At 60.2% G+C, this 23,811-nt stretch carries 22 protein-coding genes; 12 read left to right on the top strand and 10 right to left on the bottom strand.

All coding sequences use genetic code 11. The annotated features are described in order from the left end of the window. Window positions 1–95 precede the first annotated feature (95 nt). Both cmoA and cmoB read left to right on the top strand, forming a co-directional pair. A complete protein-coding gene (gene cmoA, locus B3520_RS07310; protein ID WP_286807409.1) occupies window positions 96–830 on the top strand; it encodes a carboxy-S-adenosyl-L-methionine synthase CmoA in 735 nt (244 codons plus the stop codon). Beyond that, window positions 827–1,804, top strand: a complete 978-nt coding sequence (gene cmoB / locus B3520_RS07315; RefSeq protein ID WP_286875773.1) for a tRNA 5-methoxyuridine(34)/uridine 5-oxyacetic acid(34) synthase CmoB — start codon at window positions 827–829, stop codon at window positions 1,802–1,804. Before cmoA ends, cmoB begins: the two co-directional genes overlap by 4 nt. Window positions 1,805–1,810: 6 nt before the next feature. Here the strand turns inward: cmoB and B3520_RS07320 are convergent, their stop codons facing one another. Then, a complete protein-coding gene (locus B3520_RS07320) occupies window positions 1,811–2,356 on the bottom strand; it encodes a flavodoxin (protein ID WP_123637514.1) in 546 nt (181 codons plus the stop codon). A 177-nt stretch (window positions 2,357–2,533) separates the two neighbouring features. Here B3520_RS07320 and B3520_RS07325 point away from each other — a divergent pair, with 177 nt between their 5' ends. The 3 genes from B3520_RS07325 to B3520_RS07335 all read left to right on the top strand — a co-directional run bounded on the left by B3520_RS07325 (window position 2,534) and on the right by B3520_RS07335 (window position 5,857). Continuing rightward, window positions 2,534–3,253, top strand: coding sequence for a response regulator transcription factor (locus tag B3520_RS07325; protein ID WP_286807756.1), 720 nt, complete (start codon window positions 2,534–2,536; stop codon window positions 3,251–3,253). Further along, window positions 3,250–4,662: an ATP-binding protein gene (locus B3520_RS07330; protein WP_123637515.1), complete on the top strand. Its 1,413-nt coding sequence runs from the start codon at window positions 3,250–3,252 to the stop codon at window positions 4,660–4,662. The genes B3520_RS07325 and B3520_RS07330 overlap by 4 nt, the downstream gene beginning before the upstream one ends. Before the next feature lie 268 nt (window positions 4,663–4,930). Continuing rightward, a complete protein-coding gene (locus tag B3520_RS07335) occupies window positions 4,931–5,857 on the top strand; it encodes a GGDEF domain-containing protein (protein ID WP_286807757.1) in 927 nt (308 codons plus the stop codon). 10 nt (window positions 5,858–5,867) lie between these two features. Here the strand turns inward: B3520_RS07335 and rluB are convergent, their stop codons facing one another. The 5 genes from rluB to B3520_RS07360 all read right to left on the bottom strand — a co-directional run bounded on the left by rluB (window position 5,868) and on the right by B3520_RS07360 (window position 10,452). Beyond that, entirely contained in the window at window positions 5,868–6,749 is an 882-nt protein-coding gene (gene rluB, locus B3520_RS07340; RefSeq protein WP_246004334.1) for a 23S rRNA pseudouridine(2605) synthase RluB, read from the bottom strand. 137 nt (window positions 6,750–6,886) lie between these two features. After that, window positions 6,887–7,885 carry an SMC-Scp complex subunit ScpB gene (scpB, locus tag B3520_RS07345; RefSeq protein ID WP_286875774.1) on the bottom strand — a complete coding sequence of 333 codons (999 nt, stop codon included), beginning with the start codon at window positions 7,883–7,885 and terminating at the stop codon, window positions 6,887–6,889. 40 nt (window positions 7,886–7,925) lie between these two features. Then, complete coding sequence (locus tag B3520_RS07350) at window positions 7,926–8,798, bottom strand: segregation and condensation protein A (protein WP_246004336.1); 873 nt, start codon at window positions 8,796–8,798, stop codon at window positions 7,926–7,928. A gap of 146 nt (window positions 8,799–8,944) precedes the next feature. After that, the gene (locus B3520_RS07355) at window positions 8,945–9,571 is read right to left on the bottom strand and encodes an L-threonylcarbamoyladenylate synthase (protein ID WP_024460363.1); all 627 of its coding nucleotides are present in this window, start codon (window positions 9,569–9,571) and stop codon (window positions 8,945–8,947) included. A gap of 47 nt (window positions 9,572–9,618) precedes the next feature. Next, window positions 9,619–10,452: a PHP domain-containing protein gene (locus B3520_RS07360; RefSeq protein WP_246004337.1), complete on the bottom strand. Its 834-nt coding sequence runs from the start codon at window positions 10,450–10,452 to the stop codon at window positions 9,619–9,621. A gap of 97 nt (window positions 10,453–10,549) precedes the next feature. Between B3520_RS07360 and B3520_RS07365 the strand changes: the two genes are divergently transcribed. The 7 genes from B3520_RS07365 to B3520_RS07395 all read left to right on the top strand — a co-directional run bounded on the left by B3520_RS07365 (window position 10,550) and on the right by B3520_RS07395 (window position 15,282). Further along, window positions 10,550–11,290, top strand: a complete 741-nt coding sequence (locus B3520_RS07365; protein ID WP_286806950.1) for a VC0807 family protein — start codon at window positions 10,550–10,552, stop codon at window positions 11,288–11,290. A 48-nt stretch (window positions 11,291–11,338) separates the two neighbouring features. Beyond that, the gene (locus B3520_RS07370; RefSeq protein ID WP_286806947.1) at window positions 11,339–11,638 is read left to right on the top strand and encodes a YciI family protein; all 300 of its coding nucleotides are present in this window, start codon (window positions 11,339–11,341) and stop codon (window positions 11,636–11,638) included. A 123-nt stretch (window positions 11,639–11,761) separates the two neighbouring features. Further along, entirely contained in the window at window positions 11,762–12,451 is a 690-nt protein-coding gene (locus B3520_RS07375; protein ID WP_123637520.1) for a TIGR04211 family SH3 domain-containing protein, read from the top strand. Window positions 12,452–12,467: 16 nt separating this feature from the next. Then, window positions 12,468–13,064 (top strand): peptidylprolyl isomerase, encoded by a 597-nt coding sequence (locus tag B3520_RS07380; RefSeq protein WP_123637521.1) that lies wholly within the window; start codon window positions 12,468–12,470, stop codon window positions 13,062–13,064. Further along, window positions 13,061–13,825 carry a pyridoxine 5'-phosphate synthase gene (locus B3520_RS07385; RefSeq protein WP_123637522.1) on the top strand — a complete coding sequence of 255 codons (765 nt, stop codon included), beginning with the start codon at window positions 13,061–13,063 and terminating at the stop codon, window positions 13,823–13,825. The genes B3520_RS07380 and B3520_RS07385 overlap by 4 nt, the downstream gene beginning before the upstream one ends. Before the next feature lie 98 nt (window positions 13,826–13,923). Continuing rightward, entirely contained in the window at window positions 13,924–14,337 is a 414-nt protein-coding gene (locus B3520_RS07390; RefSeq protein WP_024460370.1) for a CBS domain-containing protein, read from the top strand. A 153-nt stretch (window positions 14,338–14,490) separates the two neighbouring features. After that, the gene (locus B3520_RS07395) at window positions 14,491–15,282 is read left to right on the top strand and encodes a TrmH family RNA methyltransferase (RefSeq protein ID WP_123637523.1); all 792 of its coding nucleotides are present in this window, start codon (window positions 14,491–14,493) and stop codon (window positions 15,280–15,282) included. Window positions 15,283–15,696: 414 nt separating this feature from the next. On the opposite strand, the gene B3520_RS07400 is transcribed toward B3520_RS07395, so the two are convergent. The 4 genes from B3520_RS07400 to B3520_RS07415 form a co-directional block, all read right to left on the bottom strand. Then, entirely contained in the window at window positions 15,697–16,995 is a 1,299-nt protein-coding gene (locus B3520_RS07400) for an ammonium transporter (RefSeq protein WP_286806946.1), read from the bottom strand. Window positions 16,996–17,361: 366 nt separating this feature from the next. After that, complete coding sequence (locus B3520_RS07405) at window positions 17,362–19,380, bottom strand: transglutaminase TgpA family protein (protein WP_286875776.1); 2,019 nt, start codon at window positions 19,378–19,380, stop codon at window positions 17,362–17,364. Then, the gene (locus B3520_RS07410; RefSeq protein ID WP_123637526.1) at window positions 19,373–20,356 is read right to left on the bottom strand and encodes a DUF58 domain-containing protein; all 984 of its coding nucleotides are present in this window, start codon (window positions 20,354–20,356) and stop codon (window positions 19,373–19,375) included. Before B3520_RS07410 ends, B3520_RS07405 begins: the two co-directional genes overlap by 8 nt. Window positions 20,357–20,463: 107 nt before the next feature. Further along, a partial coding sequence (locus B3520_RS07415; protein WP_286875778.1) for a LamG-like jellyroll fold domain-containing protein occupies window positions 20,464–23,811 on the bottom strand: 3,348 nt, incomplete at its 5' end.

Here is a 23,811-nt window from a genome sequence, read left to right on the forward strand (position 1 = left end):
GATGTGACAATTCCGTGACAGGCGGGCTCTGCCAATTCGGGACCGCAATCGGTACAATTCGCGCCTGAACTCGCCCGATTCACCTGGAAATGCCGATGTCCGACAACCGCTCCGACCAGCTCTACGCCGATCCACTCGCCGAAGTCAGCCGTTTTGCCTTTGATCAGAAGGTCGTGGAGGTCTTTCCGGATATGATCAAGCGCTCGGTCCCGGGATACGCCACCATCATCAACATGATCGGTGACCTCGCCGAGCGCTACGCAACCTCGAACAGTCGCTGTTACGACCTCGGGTGCTCCCTGGGGGCCGCCACCCTGGCCATGCGGCACCGGATTCGCGCCAGTAACTGCGACATTGTGGCGGTGGACAATTCGCCCGCCATGATTGAACGATGCCGCCAGGTGCTCGCCGCCGACACCGCCGAACCTCCGGTAGAGCTGCTCTGTACCGACCTGCAGAGCACCCCGGTCAGCGGCGCCTCCATGGCGGTCCTGAACTTCACTCTGCAGTTCATCCCCCCGGCCGAGCGTCAGGCCGTGCTCGACCAGATCGCCGAGGGCCTGCAGCCCGGCGGCATTCTGATCCTGTCGGAAAAAGTGGCGTTCAAGGATCCGCTGCACAATGAGCTGATGATCGAGCTGCATCACAACTTCAAACGCGCCAACGGCTACAGCGATCTGGAAATCGCCCAGAAGCGCAGTGCGCTGGAAGAGGTCCTGATCCCGGAAACGCTCGAAACCCATCGCGACCGTCTCCGCCAGGCCGGGTTTACCAGCGTGGACGTCTGGTTCCAGTGTTTCAATTTCGCATCGATGATTGCTATCAAATGATTGAGTATTACCACACCCTCCTCGAGACGCTTCACCTCGACCCGGTCCTGTCTCGCTGGGCTGAACAACTGCCCGAGCAGATCCGTCGGGGACTGGACACCCGTCGCTACGGCGACCTTCCCGACTGGCTCAATGCGCTGGACCAGTTGCCCGATATTCATGCCGACTCGATCGAGCTGAACAACGAGGTTCGAATCGAGACCGATGACGCGCTTGATGCCGACACCCTCCAGCAATTGCGAAGCGCGCTGGAAGCGTTGATTCCCTGGCGCAAGGGGCCCTACCACCTCCACGGTATTCATCTGGATACCGAGTGGCGCTCGGACTGGAAGTGGGATCGGGTCAGCCCGCATCTGGCGGACCTGACCCACCGGCGGGTGCTGGACGTGGGCTGCGGCAACGGTTATCACTGCTGGCGGATGCTCGGCGCGGGCGCATCCCGGGTCATCGGCATTGATCCATCACCGCGTTTTGTCGTGCAGTTTCTCGCCATTAAACGATTGCTCGGCGGCAACCCGCCGGTGGACGTGGTACCGGTCGGCATAGAAGCCCTCCCCCCCAAACTGGAGGCCTTCGATACCGTGTTCTCGATGGGTGTTCTCTATCACCGGCGCTCCCCCATGGATCACCTTCGGGAGCTGAAAGAGGCGCTGCGCCCTGGCGGTCAAGTGGTACTGGAGACGCTGGTGATCGAAGGCGGACTGGGTGAGGTGCTGGTGCCCGAAGGCCGGTACGCCAAAATGAATAACGTGTGGTTTTTACCCAGCGGCCCCAGTCTCCTGAGCTGGCTGCGCAAAGCCGGCTTCCGGAGCCCGCGCATGGTCGATTTCTGCCCCACCACTACGGAAGAGCAGCGCGCCACTGACTGGATGAGGTTTCACTCACTGCCGGAGTTTCTGGACCCGGACGATCCGAGCCGAACCGCCGAGGGTCATCCCGCTCCGATTCGGGCGGTGTTCATCGCTGAAACCTGAATCAGGTCAGTCGTCGCTCAGCGAGCTCAAGGGAGTAGTCAACCCAAATGCCTGATGGATCTGCTCGCACCAGAGATTCAGCCGGCTGAGGGTCAGTTCTTCCTGCTGATCTTCATCCAGAGCCAAGCCGACAAACAGGCCCTCGCCGGGAATTTCGGCCTTGGACGCCTCATAATCATAGCCTTCCGTGGGCCAGTGCCCCACGATAGTGGCGCCGCCGGCGACCACCACATCGTGCAACATTCCCATGGCATCAAGGAAGTAGTCACCGTAACCAAACTGATCGCCCAGGCCAAACAGCGCGATGGTCTTGCCACTGAAGTCCACTTCCGCCACATCATCCCAGAACTCTTCCCAATCCGACTGAATCTGTCCGAAATCCCAGGTCGGGATGCCGAGAATCATCTGGTTGTAATCCGCCAGATCCAGTTGGGTCACATCGGCGATATCGTGCACGGCGACCACATCCTCGCCCAGACACTGCTGGATCAGGTAAGCCACCCGTTCGGTGTTACCCTCGTCGCTTCCAAAAAACAAGCCTATCTGCGCCACATGCACCTCTGCTGGTATCACTCCGGATGGACGGGAATTCTCCCAATTCTGGCCCCGGCAGGCAAGTGCGGGAGCCATGTTAAAAAAGGTTAAATTGTGTCCCACGCCATGACAGACGGCGGAGGCTGTAGCACACTACACACTCGGCATTCAAACGAGGCAAGAACCGACACTACCATGGTGAAACTGCTACTGATCGACGATGACCAGGAACTCTGCCAGCTACTCAACGAGTATCTGACTGCAGAGGGGTTCGAAGTGGACGTTGCCCACGACGGCGAGCAGGCGCTGGAGCAAGTCAACCGCGGCCATTACGCGGCGATCATCCTGGATGTGATGCTGCCCAAGCGCAGCGGATTTGACGTGCTCAAGACGGTGCGTCAGAAGTACACCACCCCGGTGCTCATGCTCACCGCCAAGGGAGACACCATCGATCGGGTCGTAGGCCTGGAAATCGGGGCCGATGACTACCTGCCCAAGCCCTGTGATCCCCGGGAGCTGGTTGCCCGCCTGCGGGCCGTGCTGCGCCGGGCCGGTAGTGCCGTGCAGTCACCGGGCGGCGCCGAAACCCTTCAGGTGGAGGCACTGCGCCTGCACCTGGGCAGCCGAAGCGCCCACTGGCAGGATCACGATGTCCCCCTGACGGGCACCGAGTTCAGCGTACTGGAGTTGCTGGTTCGTCAGGCCGGCCAAGTGATCAGCAAGGATGAGCTCACCGAGCAGGCGCTGAACCGCAAACTGACCCCTTACGACCGCAGTATCGACGTGCATGTCAGTAATATCCGCAAAAAGCTGACCAGTGCCGGAGCCCGACGGGAAATGATCATCAACGTCCGCGGCGCCGGTTATATGCTCACCCTGAACGATACCCACGAGGGTGGCCTAGCCTCCGCATGACACGACTTTACCTGAAAGTATTTTTCACCTTCTGGCTGATCACGGCCACGATCATTGTGGCCACCAATGTGCTGGTGCACTGGTTTGATCTGGCGCCGGACGCCAAGCTACACCAACACCGCTATGACAAGGACTACGCCCCGGCCCGCCGCCTGTTGTTTCAGATGGTCGGCTCGGCCATCAACCGCAATACCGAAGAACTGATTCAGGACATGAGGGCCATGCCCGGCTGGTCCACACAGTATTTCTATATTGTCGACGAACAAGGTGAGGACCTGTTGGATCGCCCGGTGCCTCAGGGCGTCCAAGCGCTCATTCCCGAGCTGACCAGCATCAAGCCCTACGGCCGGCACATCGAAGGCCATCAGAAAATCTATGGCCGCTACCTCTCGCTCAATGATGGCCGAAAGATCAAGGTGATTACAGTGTCGTCCACCCACGACGACCCCTCCGAAGCGGATATCATGTGGCAGCTGTTTATCAGCAACATCTGGCCTCTACTGCTGGTCTCGATTCTGATCTGCGGGGTGGCCTGCTACTTCCTTGCCCGACATTTTTCCCGCAGCGTTGCCACTCTGCAGAAAGCCACCAAGCAGATCGCCAATGGCGACCTGAGTGTACGCGTCAGCCCCCACTTTGCCGGACGGCGGGATGAAATTGCGAGCCTGGGCCGGGATTTCGACCACATGACCGAACGGCTCGAAAAGGCCATGCTGGAGCAGAAGCGCCTGATCAAAGATGTGTCCCACGAGCTTCGCTCTCCCCTCGCCCGACTCCAGGTGGCACTCGGCATCGCCCAGCAGCGCAGCAATGGTTCGGTAGACAAGGAACTGGATCGGATCAAGAAAGCCGCCGACTATCTGGGCGATGTCATCTCCGACATTCTGGCGCTGCCCGTACACGACAACGGCGGCTGGGAGCTGGACGACACCCTGGACTTGCGGGCCCTGCTGGAAACCCTGATGGAAAACTATGGCGCCGAGGCGAGACGCAAGGGTGTGACCCTGGTGCTGGATTCGGAGCTGGACGAAGCTCTGGTCCCGACCCACGGCAACATGCTGGTCGGCGTGTTCGAGAACATCCTGCGCAACGCTCTACATTACACCGATCCTGCCTCGACTGTCCGCCTGTCACTCAGCGCCGACAAACCCCATAAGCCCGACGATCCGTACTACTGCGTGCAGGTCTGCGATCAGGGGCCTGGGGTGCCGGCGGAGAGCCTTTCTGACATCTTCCAGCCCTTCTACCGTACGGACGAGGACCGCAACCGGGAAAGCGGTGGTTACGGGCTCGGGCTGGCCATTGCCCAGCGCAGTGTCGCGCTGCACCAGGGCACCATTGATGCGCAGAACCAGCCGGAAGGCGGGCTTTGCGTCCGTGTCTGCCTGCCGGCCGTGAACGAAAGCTGACGGCAGCGTGCGCGCTGAACGGGCGGCACCGGCAAGGTTTGACCGCCCGGCGGCAAACCTTGTCAAAATTCCGCCACCACATCGCATTTTGATGGTTTACACGCCAAAAACCGTCAACGAACCCCTCGCTTTTTACAACAAAAACAACAAGTTAACATTCATTTTCTGAATCTGGCATAAAAATCGCTTGAGAGACTACTCGAGAACCACGTTACGGAGTATTTCCTTTACCCGGCAAACGTGACCAACAGACAGAGCGAACCCGTTCATGCCAGACGACGCCCAACCGCTACATCGCCAACAACCTCGTGCGCCCCAGAAAGACGCTGCCGAGCAGCGACTAGGTCTGTTGCAGCGCCTGATGACCACCCAGGAACCGGGCACCATGGTCACCCGTTTCTATGACGGGGTGGCTCCACTGCTGAGTCTGAAAGGGCTGCGCTATGAAGCGCCGGTGCCGGGGGGCATTGTGGATATCGGCAATACCGGACGACACCAGTGTGATTACGCGCTGCACGGCTCCGGCCAGCCCCTCGGTTCACTGCTGTTCTATCGGGATCGTCGGTTTTCCGAAATGGAGCTGGCGCGACTGGAGGAGTGGCTGAGCCTGCTGGTGGTCCCTCTTAGCAATGCCCTCAACTACCAGAATGCTGTGCGCCTGGCCTCTGTGGACGCCCTGACTGGTCTGGGCAACCGGGCCGCCCTCGACGCCGCACTTCACCGGGAATTGCGCCTGGCAGAACGCTGCGGCAGCGAATTTTCCCTGTTGCTGGTCGACGTGGATCACTTCAAACAGATCAACGATCGCTGGGGCCACAGTCGGGGCGATCAGGTTCTGAGAGAGGTGGGTAAAGCGATCAGCCACGCCTGTCGAGAAACCGACTTGGTGTATCGCTACGGGGGCGAAGAGTTTGTCGTGCTGCTCAGTGGCACCGATGCAGGCGGCGCCCAGACCTTCGCAGAGCGATTGCGCAAAGCGGTCCAGACTTGGGTTTCCGACATGGAGCGACTTTCGGTCACTGTCAGCATCGGAGTCAGCACTCGTAAACCGGAGGGTGAAACCTCTATCCACAGCCTGTTCGACCGGGCAGACCAGGCGCTCTACCGGGCGAAAGCCCAGGGGCGCAACCGGGTGGCCATGGAGTTGACCTGCCACACCGGTGAAGCCCCCTGCGTTCAGGCGGGGCTCAGCTAGTCCGCTGAGCTCAACTGTCCTTGGGCGCTCTGGGCTTCTTCTGTTTTACGGCGGGAGAACGCTTGCCGACCCCGGCTCGCAGACGCTTTTCCTGTCGCTCCATGCGCTTTCGTTCGTCCGGTGTCAGACGGCTCACTTTGGGCCGCTCAATCCCCGCGGTCAGCAGAAGATCCCGAATTTCCTTGTCGTTCAGCTCAATCCACTGACCCACCCGGACGTGGGAGGGAATGAAAATATTCCCGTAGCGTACGCGCTTCAGACGGCTGACTTTTACCCCCTGGGACTCCCACAGGCGGCGAACCTCCCGGTTACGCCCTTCCATCACCACGCAATAGAACCAGCGGTTGCGCCCTTCCCCGGCACCCTCAACAATATCGGTGAAACGTGCTACGCCGTCGTCCAGCAGTACGCCTTCGACCAACTGGCGCTTCATTTCATCGTCCACCGCACCCTGAATCCGCACCAGGTACTCCCGGTCGATGACTGAGGAGGGGTGCATCAACTTGTTGGCCAGTTCACCGTCGTTGGTGAACAGCAGCAGACCGCTGGTGTTGTAATCAAGGCGCCCCACCGAAATCCAGCGCTCGCCCTGTAACGCGGGGAGGTTCTCGAACACGGTGCGCCGCCCTTCCGGGTCCTGACGGGAACAGATTTCGCCTTCCGGCTTGTTGTACAGAATCACCCGCTGACGGGATACCTGGGTACGCACCTGAACCCGCTCACCCTTGAAAAAGATGGCGTCATCGGGCGTCACTCGATCCCCCAGATGCGCCGGGCGGTCATTGACTTTTACCAGACCGGCCTCGATGGCGCGCTCCATTTCCCGGCGGGAGCCCAGCCCGGAGCGGGCCAGCACTTTCTGCAGCTTTTCATCCAACGGTGCCTCAGCCACGGGCTTTTTTTCCCGGGGAGCCGCAGGTGCCTTGCCTTTGGCGGCCTTTGGCGGAGCGCCACGACCGCTCTTGCCGGGGGCTGCTGGCTTGCTGGTGTTGCTCGACGGCCCAAAGGGGCCTGGTCGTTTCGATTTACTCATAGGGACGATTGGTCTGCCTCGGGGTTCTGACGCGGCTCGGCGTCTGTATCATTCGTTTCGTCGCGCTCAAACAGCGAACCTTCATAGTATTCGGTCTCGGTGGACGCATCCTCCGGGTCTTGCTCACCGTCGGGGTCTTGAGAGGCTTCTGACGGTGCTGACTCATCGACATCCTCTTCTGTCGCTTCGTCTGCTGCGGCTTCCGTGTGCTCTACCTCATCCGAAGTGGACGGTTCGGCCTCGTCGTTCACCGGCTCGGCCTGCGCCTGAGTCTCGTCGAGATCATCGCTACCCGCTTCAGCCTCGGCTGTGTGTTCAGCCCCGTCGTTCTGGTCATGGCTCTCAGCCGCGTTATCGTCAACGTTTTCCTCGGGACTCGCTTGAGTAGCGGAATCATCATTCGTGTCGTCATCGCTGTTCCCCTCCGCTTCCGTGTCCAGGTCCAGCGCCGCATTGATGTCGTTGAGGTCACGGATTTCACCCAGGCTCGGCAACTCGTCCAGACTTTTCAGATTGAAATAGTCCAGAAATTGCCGGGTGGTGGCATACAGGGACGGACGGCCCGGCACATCCCGGTGACCGACGACCTTGATCCACTCCCGCTCGGTCAGTGTCTTGATGATATGGGAGCTGACCGCGACGCCGCGGATCTCTTCAATATCGCCGCGGGTGATGGGCTGGCGATAGGCCACCAGCGCCAAGGTCTCCAGTAATGCCCGGGAGTACTTCTGGGGTTTTTCTTCCCACAGTCGGTTGATCCAGGGCGCCACCTCGGTCCGCACCTGGAAGCGCCAGCCAGAGCCGACCTCCTTCAACTCGAACCCCCGGCCCTCGCAATCCGCTGCGATGGCTTCCAGAGCCGATTTCAACGCATCGGTTTCCGGCTCTTCACCCTCTTCGAACAGGGCTTTGAGTCGATTGAGATTCAGCGGTTGTCCCGCGGCCAGTAGAGCACCTTCAACAATATTGCGCAGCTGGGTCGATTCCATGGTCATGCTTGGTTCACACTGATTGATCGGGAGTACCCGGGCATGGCTATTGCACCCGGGCCTTTACGTGAATGGGGCCAAACGGCTCGCTCTGGACAATCTCCACCAGGGATTCCTTGATCAGCTCCATGACCGCCAGAAACGTCACTACGACGCCAAGACGGCCCTCCTCCACGCGGAACAGGGCAACAAAGGGCATAAACTGATTGTGGGCCAACCGGTCCAGCACCTGAGCCATTCGTTCCCGAGTGGACAGCTTTTCCTTTTCCACATGGTGGCTTTCAAACATATCGGCCCGCCGCAACACCTCGGACAGCGCCAGGAGAATCTCCTTGAGCTCGACATCCGGGTCGGGGCGGGTCAGGTTCCGGTCTGGCGCCTCCGCGCTGGCCTGGAAAACCTCGCGCCCCACCCGGGGCAGCTCATCCAGGTCCTCAGCCGCTTCTTTGAAGCGCTCGTACTCCTGCAGACGACGGATCAGCGCCGCCCGGGGATCCTCTTCTTCCTCTTCTTCCTCGCTGGAGCGCGGCAGGAGCATCCGCGACTTGATCTCCGCGAGCATGGCCGCCATCACCAGATACTCCGCCGCCAGCTCAAAGTGCGCGGCGTCCATCAGCTCCACATAGGCCATGTACTGACGGGTGATTTCGGACACATCGACGTCCAGAATATCCAGGTTCTGGCGCCGAATCAGGTATAGCAACAGATCCAGCGGCCCCTCGAACGCTTCCAGGAACACTTCCAGGGCATCCGGTGGAATGTACAGGTCCTTGGGCAGCTCGGTGTAGGCCTTGCCCTGAACGATCGCGAAGGGCATCTCCTCCTGGCTGGGGCGATGCGTCAACTCAGCCGCCGGCTGTTGCTCTGCCGGGTCGTCGCGCTCGGCTGCTTCGGCCGTATTGTCTGCGGATGAACTCATTCACTCTCTCGCCCCGAGGCTACTCGGGATGGCTAACGGGTTGACGGGCATGCGGCTTGACGCCACTGGCCGGGCATTATAACGATTTAACCCGCCGGGGCCTACTCGGCGCTCACGGGGCATCGCGCGGGTCCTGCTGACAGGGTCTAATCCGGAATGAACGCGGAGGCATCGCCCTTACCCTGGCGGGTTACCTCGGGCACGGCCCCGGTCAGGTCAATGACCGTGGTCGGCTCGAGGCCGCAATTGCCCCCGTCGATGACCAGCTCCAACTGATGTTCAAGCCGATCGCGAATATCTTCGGGATCGCTCATGGGCAGGTCATCGCCGGGCAGCAGCAGACTGCTGGTCATCAGGGGTTCACCCAGTGCCTCCATCAACGCGAGTGCAATCCGGTTGTCGGGCACCCGCAGGCCGATGGTTTTTCTTTTGGGGTGCATCAGTCGGCGAGGCACTTCCGAGGTGCCGGGCAAAATGAAGGTAAAGGGGCCGGGGGTGTGGTTTTTCAGCAGCCGGAAGGCCTGATTATCCACCTTGGCGAAGGTCGCCAGCTCGGAAAGATCCCGACACATCAGGGTAAAGTTGTGGTGCTTATCCAGGCGACGCATCTGGCGGATGCGATCCAGCGCGTTTTTGTCACCGATATGACACCCCAGGGCATAGGCCGAATCGGTCGGGTAAGCAATGATGCCCCCGCTGCGAATGATATCGACCGCCTGGCGGATCAGGCGATCCTGGGGGTTATCCGGATGAATCTGAAAATACTGGGCCATAATCGTGCTCTTGTTGTCATGGGTGTATCTGACCTCGTGCGGGTCGCTCACGGCGCGAATCCGGGAAGCTCCCACACCGGTCGGCAGCGCTCGGGCAGTGGGCCGAAATTCCCCAGCTCCTGCCAGGGAGCGTCCGGGCGATGAAAGTCACTGCCACAGGAGGCCGCGAGCCCTTCCCGCTCGGCAATGCGCGCGAGATCATCGGCGACCCCGGAGGGTTGCTGGCCGCTGACCACCTCCAGCGCGTCGCCGCCGAGGTCGGCAAAATCCGAGATCAGGGCGCACATTTTGGTTCGGGTCAGCGGATACTTCTTCGGGTGCGCGAGCACCGCGAGCCCGCCGGCCTGATGGATCCAGCCGATCACCTGCTCCATGCCCGGCCACTGGAATTTCACATCGGCCGGTTTACCAGCGCCGAGATATTTCTTGAAGGCGGCGCCCACGTCCTTTACTTTCCCCTGAGCCACCAGAAACTGTGCAAAGTGGGGGCGTCCGAGCTGGCCACCACCGGATTCGCGTCGCGCACCGGCCAGGGCACCGGGAATCCCGAGCTGCTCAAGCCGCTCGGCGATGGCCTCAGCCCGACTCGCACGAGCCCCCTGCTGAGCCCGAATGGCCGCCTGCAGCGCTGGCGACTCGATATCGATGCCCAACCCGACAATATGGACCCCGCCTTTACCCCACTGGCTGGAGAACTCAATACCGGGAATCAGTGTCAGACCGATATCGGCAGCCGCAGCCCGGGCCCGGCTTACTCCCTCCACGGTATCATGGTCAGTCAGCGCCAACGCGGACACGCCCTGGTCCCTGGCCCTCGACATCAGCGCCTCAGGGCTTAAAATACCGTCTGAGCAGTGACTGTGGCTGTGTAAATCGTACAAAAACAGGGCTCCCGCCGTAAAAGCGGCATTATGGCACGTCTGAGCGCCCGGGAGCCAACGAACCTTGCAACCCCTGACTTTCAACATCGAGGCCCGAATGACCGACAGCGACAGCGTCACCGAAAAAACCGCCAAACTCGGCCCTAACCCCAAGCGGGAAAGCCTGCTGGCCAACCTGCTGCTGAACATTGTGATTCCCACCGTCATCCTGACCAAATTCAGTGGCGAGGATCACCTGGGCATTAAAATGGGCATCGTGGTCGCCCTGGCCTTTCCGCTGATCTACGGTGCGCGGGATTTTATCGTCAGACGCAAGCTCAACGTATTCTCCGCCTTGGGCTTTGTCAGCATTCTGCTCACCGGCGGCATCAGTCTGCTGGAGCTCGATCCCAAATACATCGCCATCAAGGAAGCCGCCATCCCCGGCCTGATTGGCCTGGCCACGCTGTTCTCTCTGAAAACCCGTTACCCGCTGGTCAAAACCTTTCTTTATAACGACAAAGTACTCAAGGTAAACAAAGTCGCCACTGCCCTGCGCGAGTACAACAATGAGAGCGCCTTCGAGCAGACCCTGCGCAACGCCTCCTATCTTATTGCCGGCTCGTTTTTTCTCTCGTCATTCCTGAATTACGTGCTGGCCAAACTCATTCTGGTGAGCGATCCCGGCACCGTGGCCTTTAACGAGGAACTGGGCAAAATGACCGCGCTCAGTTTTCCGGTCATTGCAGTGCCCGCCATGTTGGTAATGATGTTTGCCCTGTTCTATCTGTTCCGTCGGATTCGGCAATTGACCCACCTGGCGCTGGACGAAGTCATCAATGACGGAAGCGACAACTGATCCCACCGGCTTAACCCCCGGAATTCAACTGTTTGACAAGGAGCCACCATGTTTTATGCCATAATCAGCGAAGACGTTCCCAACAGCCTGGAGAAGCGCAAAGGGGCTCGCACCGATCACTTGGCCCGATTGAACGCACTCAAGGACGCCGGCCGCCTGCTACTGGCCGGCCCCCACCCGGCCACGGACAGTGAAGATCCCGGCCTGGCCGGTTTTACCGGCAGCCTGGTGGTCGCCGAGTTTACTTCGCTGGAGGAGGCGCGCACCTGGGCGGATGCTGATCCCTATGTCTCCGCCGGGGTTTATGCCCGGGTGACCGTCAAGCCGTTCAAGCGGGTACTCCCCTGACCATGAGAGTGATGCGCCATCGGTCACTGAGGTTGAAATTTGTGGCCTGTGCCACTTGGTTTGTACCGTCTTTGGCGTACAATCCCGACGTTTAACCAACTTAAAAAGACTACGGGTATCAGCGTGAACAAACTTCTGATCAGTCTCTGCCTCATCGCCCTGGCCTCGCCCTTACTGAGCGTCTCGGCCCAGGCTCAGGATCGCTACATCTCCGACGTGTTGTACGTGCCGCTGCGCAGCGGTATGGGCAACCAGTACCGGATCGTGCACAGCGGGTTGCCCAGTGGCACGCGCCTGGAGCTGGTCCGCGAGGAGCAGAGCAGCGACGGTGAAAACTGGAGCCTGGTCCGTCTGGAAGACGGCGAGGAAGGCTGGATCCGCAGCCAATTCCTGCTGGCGGAACCCACCGCCGAACTTAAATTGAGCAGCGCTCAACAGCGCGCGCAACGTGCCGCGCAAGAAAGCCAGGCGCTGCGCGATCAACTGACCGAAGCGCAGCAACAGGTGGAACAGTTACAGACCGAGCTGTCCGATGTGCGCTCCCGATACGAAGCACTTCAGCAGGAGCATGAGCGGCTGCGCACACTGTCTTCAGACGCAGTAGGCTTACACGAGCAGCACCAGGAGTTGAGCGAAAACTATCAGGTACTGCAGACCCGCTACGACGTCGTTCAGGCCGACAATGAACGCTTGAAACGGGACCGTCGTTACCAGGACTGGCTGTTTGGTGGTGGTATTCTGGTGGCCGGCGTCATCCTGTCCCTTATTCTGCAGGCGATCGGAAAACGTCGTCGCCAATCTGAATGGCGCTAAAGGAGCAACTCCGATAATGAAGTTTCTGGCCCTGCTTGGTTTGCTCACTCTGTCTGTCGCCGTTCAGGCAGAGAACGATAGCCCCCGGGTCGAGCTGACCACGGATGAGGGCACCATCGTTCTGGAACTGTTCCCCGACAAGGCACCAATTACCGTGTCGAACTTTCTGCAGTATGTCGATGACGGCTACTACGACGGTACGATTTTCCACCGGGTCATTCCCGGCTTTGTGGCCCAGGGCGGAGGACTGACCTACGATTTCACCCGCAAGCCGCCGCGCGATCCGATTGCCAACGAATCGGATAACGGGTTGAGCAACAAACCCATGACCCTGGCCATGGCCCGGCACAGTGATCCGGACAGTGCCACGTCTCAGTTCTACATCAATCTGAACCACAACCCGGGCCTTGACGCGACCGAGGAACGTCCCGGTTACACCGTGTTCGGGCAGGTCGTGGACGGCTACGATACAATCATCACCATCGTCCAGGCCCCCAAAGGTAACTACAAACAGTTCCCGGATGCACCCAATGTCCCCATCCGGATTCTGGAGGCCCGCCGGCTGTCGGCTCCGGCCGATACCACGGCGGACGGGAAGGAGTCATCGCAATGAATGCCACCAAACTGAGCGTCAACCTGAACAAGGTTGCACTGATCCGCAACTCCCGGGAAGGCAACTACCCGGATGTGACCACCTTCGGGCAGATCTGCCTGGACGCCGGTGCCCACGGGCTGACGGTTCACCCCCGCCCGGATCAGCGCCATATCCGCCCCGGCGATGTGTTCGCGCTGAGCGATCTGGTGCAACAGCACCCGGGCATCGAGTTCAATATCGAAGGCAACCCGAACGCTGGCGCCCTGGGCGACTATCCCGGCTTTATGACGTTGGTCCGCCAGACCCTGCCGCACCAGTGCACTCTGGTCCCGGACAGCAATGAGCAATTGACCTCGGATCATGGCTTTGACCTGACCCGCAGTGGCGATGCGCTGCGCCCCATCATCGAAGAGCTGCGCGAGCTCGGTTGTCGGGTCAGCCTGTTCATGGACCCGGACCCGGCACAGATTGATCTGGCACGGGCGGTCGGCGCCGACCGGATTGAGCTATACACGGGTCCCTACGCGGCCGCCCACAAGGCGCACAACTCGGAAATGCACAAGCTGCTGGACCAGTACCGCTATGCCACGGAGCACGCCCGTGATATCGGGCTGGGGGTCAATGCCGGGCACGACCTTAACCTGGACAACCTGGAGCAGTTTCTGCACATCCCGGGTATTGATGAAGTGTCTATCGGACACGCCCTGACCGTCGACGCACTGACCATGGGTATGGCCACCGCCGTGCACGCTTACCTTCGACTCTGCCACCATCAGTAAGGCAGAAGGCGAGGATCCATCGGGCAAGTGCCCGTTTATCGGCTATCCTTAAGGTGTAAGTCAGACGGTTTTACCCGCCGTAAACAAAGGAGTCAGCCATGCATTCGATTTTGGTAAAAGACTATATGCAGCCGGCCGCCCATGCCATTTCCGTAACCGCCAACACGGCAGAGGTGGTCGAGCGGCTACTGAAAAGCGGATTGACCGGCGTCCCCGTGATTGATGAGCGTGAAGCGGTCGTGGGTTTTGTCTCGGAACAGGATTGCATCAAGGAGATGCTCAACGATGCGTTCTTTTGCGAAGAGCCCGCCAGCGTCAGAAAACTGATGAGTGAAACAGTGCTTACCGTGACCCCCAACACCAGCATCGTCGAGCTCGCCCAGACCATGATGCGCGAAAAACCCAAGAACTACCCGGTGGTCAGTGACGGCAAACTGGTAGGCATCATCACCCGCCGACACGTGCTCCAGGCATTGATCGACAATGACGAGGACTGCTACCTGCGTACCTGATTGAGCCTCGGACACACCGCCCCCCAGCGCCCCCATGGCGAGCCGCACACCCGGCTCGTCACCGCCTGACTTCTCCATGCACCTCAGACCGCGCAGACAATAGCGCGGTCGACACGTTATAATTCCCGGCCACACTTCCCAACGATGGTCACTATGCCCAAGCCAGACAGACCCCAGCAGGACTCGGCCAGCTATCGAGCCAAGAAACAGTTTTTCGATTCACTGCTGACGGTGTACGGACGCAAGCCGGTGCTCGAGGCGCTGCGCGATCCGGCGGTCAAGCTGTTTCGCCTGCACCTGGCGGAGAGCAACAAACCCGCCGGGATTCTCGATGAAATCCTGGGCATCGCCAAGTCCCAGGGTGCGGACATTCAGCACCATGACCGCAAGGCGCTATCTCGCATCTCCAAAAACAGCAAGCAGGATCAGGGAGTGGCGGCGGATCTACAATGCAAAGCTTACCAGTCGCTCGAACAGTTCTTGAGTCAACCACCCCGCGCAGATTTTCGATTGTTGGCCCTGGACCGAATCACCAATCCGCAAAACCTGGGGATGATCATCCGTTCGGCGTGCGCGGGCAATGTGGACGGCATTCTGTTACCACAGAAAGGCGGCGCACAAATCGATGCTCTGGTGATCAAGGCAAGCGCGGGCACGGTGTTCCGGGCTCCGATCATTCACTGCCCTACTCTGCCCGAGGCGTTGGCCAAACTCAGAGAAGCCGGCGCCACCATCTGCGCATTATCCTCACACGCTCGTCAGACGCTGGGTGATTTCAACCCATCCGGCGGTAGTGTGTATGTGTTGGGAAATGAAACGGAGGGGGTTTCGACGGAGACGGCCAAGCACTGCAATCACCAGCTTTCCATCCCAATGAACAACGGCGTCGAGTCACTCAACGTAGCGGTCACGGCCGCCCTGATCGCCTTTCAGGACGCTATCTGAGGTTCTCCTTGCTCGCACTTTTTAGTGTGTGTTACGGCGGATGCAGCCTTCGGCTTTATCCGCCCTACGGACACCACAGCAGCTTAGCGTAGGGCGGATAAGCGCAGCGCATCCGCCGCTGCCCAAGGTGCCATACGAAAGGGGCTAGTTCCCGAAACGTCACGCTGGCATAGCGGAGGGAGGGTAGTCCCCTCTGAGACCGTCACCCGCCTTGGACGCCCCACATGGATGTGGGAAGTGTCCCGAAGCGCAGGGAGCGCGAAGAGGACCGGCGGGTGATGAGCCCCCAGGGACGGGTTCACGGCGTGTCTCAGAGGGGACTACCCTCCCGCAGCACAGCCTACAGGGCTCCAAACAAAGTGCCCATCCATAGGCCAACTATGCGAAGTAACCCAACCCGGCAAGCGAAACAATTTACAGCTTGTACCCCTCTTCCTCATGATGGGTAATATCCAGGCCAATCAATTCTTCTTCGCGAGTCACACGCAATCCAGAGGTCAGAACACCGGTCACTTTCAACAGAATGAAGGTCACCACCCCGGTGTACACCGTTGCCACGACAACGCCAACCACCTGAACTCCGAACTGCTGGCCCATCGTCTCGATACCGTCGGCAAAACCCTGACCACTGAACACACCCAGTTGAGTCGAAGCAAAGACCCCGGCCAACAGCGTACCCAGCATACCGCCGACACCGTGTACCGGAAACACATCCAGCGAATCATCGATCTTGAACACCCGCTTCATCGCCTGGGTCGCGTAGAAACAGACAATGCCCGCCGAAACACCGATAATCAGAGCACCGCCGGGGCCCACGAAGCCCGACGCCGGTGTGATGGTTCCCAGACCGGCCACCATGCCGGTCACGATACCCAGCACACTCGGGCGACCGAACTTCACCCACTCCATCGTCATCCAGGCCAATGAGCCGGCAGCGGCGGAAATGTGGGTTACCAGCATCGCCATGCTGGCGTCACCGTTGGCCGCCAGCGCGCTGCCGCCGTTAAAGCCGAACCAGCCGACCCAGAGCATGCCCGCACCGGTCACCGTCATGGTCATATTGTGTGGAGGCATCGCCGTTTTCGGGAAGCCGTCGCGCGGGCCGAGCACCAGCGCTGCCACCAGCGCCGCCACCCCGGCGGTGATGTGCACAACAATGCCCCCGGCGAAATCCAGTACCCCCATGGCGCCCAACCAGCCGCCACCCCAGACCCAGTGACAGATCGGAAAGTACACCCCGAACAGCCACAGCGTTGAAAAAATCAGGACTGAAGAAAACTTCATCCGCTCGGCGAAGGCCCCAACGATAAGAGCCGGCGTAATGACGGCAAAGGTCATCTGAAACAGGCTGAACAGGCTCTCGGGAATATCGCCAGACAGGGAGTCCGATTCCATGCCCGAAAACAGAATCCGGCTTGTATCCCCGATCCAGGCATTGCCTTCGCCAAAGCTCAGGCTGTACCCGGCCACCAGCCAGATCAGTGAGGCGATACAGGCAATCGCGAAACACTGCATCAGAATCGACAAAATATTTTTCGACCGGACCAGGCCGCCATAAAACAGAGACAGGCCCGGCAAGGTCATAAACAGAACCAGAGCCGTTGCCGTCAGGATCCAGGCGGTGTTGGCGCCATTGAGTTCCGCTTGTGCCAGCGCGGTACCGGGCAACAGTGCCAGGCTGATCAACCCGAAAGCGACAGGTCGCTTGTTCATACGCTCATCCTCATTTTGTGCGTCGGCCCAAGGTCGCCGACTATTATTGAGTCACTGCAATGCCCCCGATCGGTGCAGACAAGAGAGGGCAACCCACTGAAAGTACGGGCAACACCGACCAGGAAATTCCAGCAACTGGAACCTCCGAAGACGGCGTTGCACGAGAGTGCAGAGCGCTTTGGGAAGCAGGAATCGTGCCTCAACATTTTTTCTCTTTATATCAATGACTTAGAAAAATTACCGGAAGAGATCATTGATGATTGGCACCAACACCGTGCACGGCGGACACTTTTGTGCACCACAGAAGAACACAGTGCGGGAGAATTGCCTGATCACCGTGCGTCCGTCGAAGCAGGCGCACCAGGATCAGGCAGGAGGGGTTTCAGGGGTCGTTCGCGCGCCTCTGAACGCCGTCACCGCGCGGGCCAGATCGGTCAGTGCGGCGCGGTTGTCGCCGTAGCTCACACGCTCGTAAAGATCCGCAATGCGGATCAGGGCCGGCTCCAGTTCGGCCTGTTGGCGCCCCAACCGGCGAGCCAGCGCGGTCAAGGGTTCTCCCCGTCGGCGCGGACACCCCATGCGTCTCAGTTTGCGCTCCAGGCGCGCAAGTTGGCGATCGGCCGGATAGCGGTAGTGCGGGCGTTGTCGCCAGAACATCCAGAGCAGCAGCACCGACACCAGCGAGGCACCGGTCAGCACCACCGCCAGGGCGATCCGCCACAGATCGGCGCCGCCGAGCCAGTCTTCCAGAAACGCGTCCTGGCGCCCTTGATCGTAACCGAGCACCCAGCGGTGCCATTCGTAATTGAGCGCATCCCAGCGCAGTTGCAGCTGCATCACAAAGGGTAAATCGGCACCAAAGGGTCTCTGCAGCATGTCGCCGTCCGTGGCGCTCAGCGAGACGTCCAGACCTTGCTCGATTCGCTCCGGTGCCACAGCGCCGGTCGGGTCAAAACGCACCCAGCCTTCTCCCTCCAGCCACACCTCCGCCCAGGCGTGAGCATCCCGTTGGCGGACGGTCCAATAATCCTCCAGAGGATTGTGGGTGGCGCCGAGATACCCCACCACCACCCGGGCGGGAATGCCCGCCGCGCGCAGGAAAAATACAAAGCTGCTGGCGAAGTGCTCACAGAAGCCCTCTTGCGTCTGCCACAAAAATTCATCGACGCTGTGCTGTCCCAGTGTCTGTGGACGCAGGGTGTAACGAAACCGCTCCCGGTAAAGCCCCATCAGTCGCTCTATCAGCTCGCTGGGCGATCTGGCGTCCCGCGCCCACTGCCGGGCCGTCGCTCGGGTTTCCGGGTTGGAGTCCCGGGGCAACTGCAACTCCTGGCGTCGCTCCCACTCACTCAGCCCGGAGCGCTGGAACCCATACCGGGTGTGCGACTGAACCCGGTAAGCGGTGCGCTGCATGACCGGATCATCCCGTTGTAGCCGCATCTCCTGCCCCAATCCGATGTCGTCACTCCAGCTGACCGGTGCCGCCAGCGCATACAGCCAGGGTTGGCGGGTCGGTTCCAGCATGACCTCATAGGCCACCGGTTCACCCAGGGGATCGACCTGGTTCATCCATTGCCGGACATCATCCTCGCGCCAGCTCATAAAGTGCGTCGCCCGCTGACGTTCGGTAGGTTGCCATTGCCGTCCATCGAAATAGGAAAACACCAGGCCACGCCAGTAACGATCTCTGGGCGACGGCGCCTCGCCATCAAAAGTGACCCGAAAGGCCAGCGCATTGGATTGTGCCAGCTCACCGATATCCCCCGGAGACATGCTGTCACTGATGCCCGTGGTCGCGGCCCGGCGGTCCTGCGGAACCGACCAGAGCGCACCGGTGCGGGGAATGACCAGAAACAGGATCAGCATGAGAGGCGTCGCCTGTAACACCAACCACCCCGCCTGCCGAATACTGGGCCAAAAGCGGACATTGCCCAACGACTGGTGCGCCGCCAACAGCGTCGCCGTCAATAACAACAACGACAGGACACCATACACGCCCGCCAGCGGCCCCGAATGAAACAGGAATTGGGTCGCGGAAACAAAGTAGCCCAGATAAACGGTGACCAGCAGATCCCGACGTCGGCGCAGCTCCAGCAATTTGAGAATAAAGCCGGCCAGCAACAAACCGACCATGGCAGTCATATCAAACCGGGCGCCGTAGCTCATCACCAGACCACCGCCGAACCCCGCCATCAGTCCGAGCCGCACCCACAACGAGGGGAAGCTCCAGGCACCGCGAAAGATCTGCCAGCGCCAGACCACCACGCACAACCAACCAGCCCACAGCCAGAGCGGCGCATGGACCGAGTGCGGCAACAGAATGATGGCCTGGGCCACCAGCAGCCAGGCGAGACTGGTGCGGGTAACCTGTTCCCGTTCAGCCACGTTCACCTCCCTCGGCCTGCTCCGGCATACCGTAGAGCGCCAGGGCCCGCAGTACCCGCTCCTGATGGGCCTGCCCACGCCCCAGCGGAATATCCAGCCCCGGAAGGCGCAGGCCGTATTCAGCGGAGGTTTTGCCGTACTCCACGGCCCAGAAACACAGGCGGCTCAATCGGCTTTCCTGATCCAGCCCCGGGAGGGCGTCCCAGTCCAGCCAGACCTGTTCACTCTGGTAACCGGCGTAATCTTTCAGATAGAGCCCCTGCTCCCGGGCGTAGAGCTTCCAGGCCACATGGGCCATCGGGGCACCGACCTGATAGGGCCGAAACCCCTGAAACTCTTCCTGATTCTCTGCCGAAAGCTGCTCTCCGACCTCGCCGCTCAGATGCGCTTGCGGTGGGTGGTCGCTGGAGCGCGGTGCGGGGTAAATCAGTGCCCGCCCATCCAGGTGAACCCAGGACCAGACCCGAAACAGCCCCAGAGGGTAATAACTCTGTACCCGGAGGCGCTCCGGAACCAGCCAGCCTCGCCGGCGGGCACGGTACGCCAGCGTCACCGTGCGCTCTGCCCGGTGGGGCACATCGGCTTCAACGGTCAGGTCCCGATCCCACCCGAGCAGCAGGGCTTCGTGGCGCGAGCCCGAGGCAGGTTGCAGCATCAGGTCAAACTCGGCCCACTCCCCGGCGAAGGCGGGATGAGCCCGCTGTACCGAGAGGGTCAACCCGGACAGGTTACGGAACGCATGCACCACCGACACCGTCATCAGACTGAGCAGCAGAAAAGCGGAGGCCAACACCAGATTGTTTTCGTAGTTGGTGCCCAACAGCCACAGCAGTGTGATGACCAACAGAAAGCCGATCCCCTGCGCCGTCGGCAGAACATAGATGGATTTGTGACGCAGACGGACCGACTCGGCCCGGGGCGCGCGACGCACCACCCAGTGCCAGAACCAGTGTGTCAGAGTATCGGGTAAACGCATCGGGGCTCAGTGATTCATCGAACTCGGGCCCTTACCTTACCCTGTCCACCATAAAAAAAGCCACCGGTCGATCGACCGGTGGCTTTTTTACTGTCGCGAGCGACGGACTAGGGTGCGCTACTGTATAGAGCCGCCACATCGTCAGCGCTCAAGGGCACATCATAGATGCTCAGCTCATCCACCAACCCGTCATAGGGGGTATCCCAGTAATTGACGCCCACCCCGAATACCGTGGTTTCCGCGGGCGTAAACACATCCGGGAAACCCTCCCCGGTGAACACCGCTTCACCATCGAGATACAGCGTCAGGTTACCCGCGTTGTTGACCGCCACAAAGTGGGTCCAGGTATTCGTAGCAATCTGCGTCCCGGTATCGCCATCAAACCAGTCCGTACCGGACCAAAGCATGGTGTTGCCGGCACCGGGACCATTAGGCACTACACTGATCCAGCTGTCGGCAGACGCCGCTCCGAAGAATGCAGTGGTGAACTGGGTCAATGCGGACGGATTGAGCCACATCGATACGGTGTAGGTTGCATCGGTAATCAGATTGTCCGGCAGTGCAACACCATAGGTACCGTCGAGACTGAGTGCGCTACCGACGCGCCCCTCGTCAAAGCTGAGCGAGCCTCCGGTGTTGTCCAGCCGGTTACCGGTCACCGTACCCGAACCCATATTGCCCGTAGCATCGTCGAGATGATCATCGAAGCTGAAGCGCGCGGCGGGCTCCGGCATACCTTCCGACAGAACGGTGACCGTAATGTCGCGGGTGACCGATTGCCCCTCCAGACTCAGGGTCGCGGTCAGGGTCACATCGGCATCGCTAGCCGCCGGCCGGGTCACCTGTGCGGTGGCCCCATCAACTTCAACGACGCTGCTGTCTGACGAAGTCCAACTGACCGCGGTCGCAAACGGTCCGCTTACCGGCAGCGCAAAGTCTTCAATCACAGCGCTGGTATCGCCGAGCGTCAACTGGTCACGGGCAACGCCGAGCAGCTCCGAGGTGGACAACCGATCAATATCCAGTGCCTGAACTTCGGCGGCGCTGAGCGCAGCATCGTACACATTGAACTCATCCACCAGACCGTTGAAGGGCAGATCCCAGTAATTGACGCCAAGAGCGAAACGCCCCGTATTGTCGGTAAAGAAGTCCGCTACTGAACCACCGGCATACGCCTGCTGACCGTCGATATAGACCTGCACATAGCCCTGGGAGACCGACACCGCCAGGTGACTCCACTCCCCTGCGGGAATGGTTTCGCCCGTCGCTCCGTCAAACCACGCATCGTTATTCCGGCTCCAGAACATGACATTCTCATCCCAGGAACTGGGCAGGAAGCTGAACCACTGGCTCGGTTCAACCAAGGGGTCTGAGGTATCCCCCGGCACTTCACCAAACACCAGTGTGGAGAACTGGGTGATGACGTTGGGACGTACCCACAGAGACAGGGTGTATTCATAGTTGTTTATCAAGCCGTCGGGCAACCGTACACCGCTGCTACCATCCAGCGACACCGCCTGTCCGGCACTGCCCGTGGTGTAACTGAGGTTGCCCTCGCCCACTTTATGAATACGGTCACCCGTACTCATGGCGGCCTCATACTGACCAGTACTGTCGGTCAGGTCATTTTCAAACTCAAACCGTGCCACCCGGTTGAAGGGCATACGTTCGGGCACCAGTACCTCGAGGGTGACCGTTTCCTCTTCGCCCTGATACAGAATGGTCGCGGTGAGATTGACCGACGCATCACCCGATCCCGGCGCGGGGCGCTCGACTTGTCCATCGGTACCAATGACGGCTTCATTGCTGCTCTCCCAGAGAATCTGGGCACCGCGAATACCGTCGGTGGGCAAAGTCAGCGCATCGCCTTTGAAGGTTTCCGGCAGAGTCAGCTCGGCGGCAACCGCGGCCAACACCTCGGTTGCTGACTGTGCGGGCAACCGGGTTCCCCAGACACTTTCACCGCTACCGGACACCGCCGAAAACGCCGGCACGAGTTCTGCAATACGCTCATCCCACTGCCAGCGCAGCTGGCCCTCAAAGGCGCCAAGGCCATCCAATTGCAACACGATGCGATTGAGCGCTTCCGGGTCCAGTTGATAGGTGCCGGTCACTTCGCCGGTGATGGTGCCGTCGTCATGCAGGGTCATCGCCTGCGACTGACGCGCTTCCCGGTTGATGTCCTTGCCATGATTGATGAACTGGTAGTCACCAACCACATCCTCGCTGTCCACCACATTGTCGCCCTCAATGGGCGCGTAGCGGTGCGGCGATGCAACCAGCCAGCCATCGGCGGTGGCCATCAACTCATGGACCCGAATGGCATGCTGCTCACCCCGATTGGGGAAACGGGTGTGGGTGATCAGGAAATGCTGCCCGGTGGCTTCGTCGTAGTACGCCGAGTTGTGTCCCGGTGCCAGGTAACCCCGGCTGCCGTGGTCGTCACCGGTGCGCGAACGGAAGTTGAAGCCTCCCATCAGCTTGACGCCATAGGGCGCGATACCGTCCCAACCGCCCCGGGCCAGGGCCATGTCGTTACCCTCGGCATCGAGGTAGGGACCATCGGGCGTGCGCGAGCGGGCAATGCGTATGTTGTACCCGTCGGTCGAGACAAAACCGCCAAAGGAGGCGAACATGTAGTAGTAATCGGTCTCGGGGCTGTAGAGCACAAAGGTGCCCTCGATAGCGCTATGGTCGCCCCCGGTCAGATGTTTGCCGTAGCCCTGCCCCGGTTCGGGCAGCCCGGTTGACTCATCCATGGCGAGAATGTGAATACCGCCCGCGTAAGAGCCATAGATCATCCAGAGGCTGCCATCCTTGTCATGAAAAGTGTGAGGATCGATGGCATTGGGATGGATGTTGCCGTTATAGGATTCGATGTCGCCGACACCGTAACCCTGATCAATTTCGGCGTCTGTCTGCCCGGACCAGAGGAATATGCCCTGGTTTTCATAGGGGCCGAAAACGCTGTCCTCCGAGGTGGCCAGACCGAGGTAGGAACGAGGCGCATCGCAGACGCCGCTGGCCGGGTTGGTGCAGTGATTGAAGTAGAAATAGTACTTGCCGTCGGCCAGTTTACGGATGTCCGACGCCCAGGAACCTACATAACCACCGGTCCACTCAATGCCTTCGGCCACTTCCGTTTCATAGTTGCCAAACAGCGGGTAATCAGTGAGGTCGGGATTCTCCAGCGCGATGCCCGGCGCCTCTGAAGTCCAGGTAATCAGATCCTGGGAGCTGGCCATCGCCAAGTGGGAACCCACCACATAGTAAGTGCCGTCGTCGTCCCTGAAGACCGAGGGATCGTGCACTGCCACATCGTTGTACTGAATCAGTTCGCTGTTGACGGTGGGATTGGCCCGGGGCTCCACTCGCGCGAGACTCGACGAGCTGGAGGATTCAGAGGAGCTCGATGACACTTGTGATGCGCTGGAACTGGAGCTGGATGCCACCGA

The sequence above is a fragment of the Marinimicrobium sp. UBA4509 genome (genome assembly GCF_002388575.1).
Classification (GTDB): domain Bacteria; phylum Pseudomonadota; class Gammaproteobacteria; order Pseudomonadales; family Cellvibrionaceae; genus Marinimicrobium; species Marinimicrobium koreense.

What these genes read in the sequence shown, in the direction of transcription:
- B3520_RS07325 (WP_286807756.1), top strand. Translation starts at nt 2,534, where the DNA reads ATGGTGAAACTGCTACTGATCGACGATGACCAGGAACTCTGCCAGCTA.
- B3520_RS07400 (WP_286806946.1), bottom strand. Translation starts at nt 16,995, where the DNA reads ATGAACAAGCGACCTGTCGCTTTCGGGTTGATCAGCCTGGCACTGTTG.
- B3520_RS07385 (WP_123637522.1), top strand. Translation starts at nt 13,061, where the DNA reads ATGAATGCCACCAAACTGAGCGTCAACCTGAACAAGGTTGCACTGATC.
- B3520_RS07380 (WP_123637521.1), top strand. Translation starts at nt 12,468, where the DNA reads ATGAAGTTTCTGGCCCTGCTTGGTTTGCTCACTCTGTCTGTCGCCGTT.
- B3520_RS07335 (WP_286807757.1), top strand. Translation starts at nt 4,931, where the DNA reads ATGCCAGACGACGCCCAACCGCTACATCGCCAACAACCTCGTGCGCCC.
- scpB (WP_286875774.1), bottom strand. Translation starts at nt 7,885, where the DNA reads ATGACCATGGAATCGACCCAGCTGCGCAATATTGTTGAAGGTGCTCTA.
- B3520_RS07390 (WP_024460370.1), top strand. Translation starts at nt 13,924, where the DNA reads ATGCATTCGATTTTGGTAAAAGACTATATGCAGCCGGCCGCCCATGCC.
- B3520_RS07350 (WP_246004336.1), bottom strand. Translation starts at nt 8,798, where the DNA reads ATGAGTTCATCCGCAGACAATACGGCCGAAGCAGCCGAGCGCGACGAC.
- B3520_RS07365 (WP_286806950.1), top strand. Translation starts at nt 10,550, where the DNA reads ATGACCGACAGCGACAGCGTCACCGAAAAAACCGCCAAACTCGGCCCT.
- B3520_RS07370 (WP_286806947.1), top strand. Translation starts at nt 11,339, where the DNA reads ATGTTTTATGCCATAATCAGCGAAGACGTTCCCAACAGCCTGGAGAAG.
- B3520_RS07410 (WP_123637526.1), bottom strand. Translation starts at nt 20,356, where the DNA reads ATGCGTTTACCCGATACTCTGACACACTGGTTCTGGCACTGGGTGGTG.
- cmoA (WP_286807409.1), top strand. Translation starts at nt 96, where the DNA reads ATGTCCGACAACCGCTCCGACCAGCTCTACGCCGATCCACTCGCCGAA.
- cmoB (WP_286875773.1), top strand. Translation starts at nt 827, where the DNA reads ATGATTGAGTATTACCACACCCTCCTCGAGACGCTTCACCTCGACCCG.
- B3520_RS07330 (WP_123637515.1), top strand. Translation starts at nt 3,250, where the DNA reads ATGACACGACTTTACCTGAAAGTATTTTTCACCTTCTGGCTGATCACG.
- B3520_RS07395 (WP_123637523.1), top strand. Translation starts at nt 14,491, where the DNA reads ATGCCCAAGCCAGACAGACCCCAGCAGGACTCGGCCAGCTATCGAGCC.
- B3520_RS07355 (WP_024460363.1), bottom strand. Translation starts at nt 9,571, where the DNA reads ATGGCCCAGTATTTTCAGATTCATCCGGATAACCCCCAGGATCGCCTG.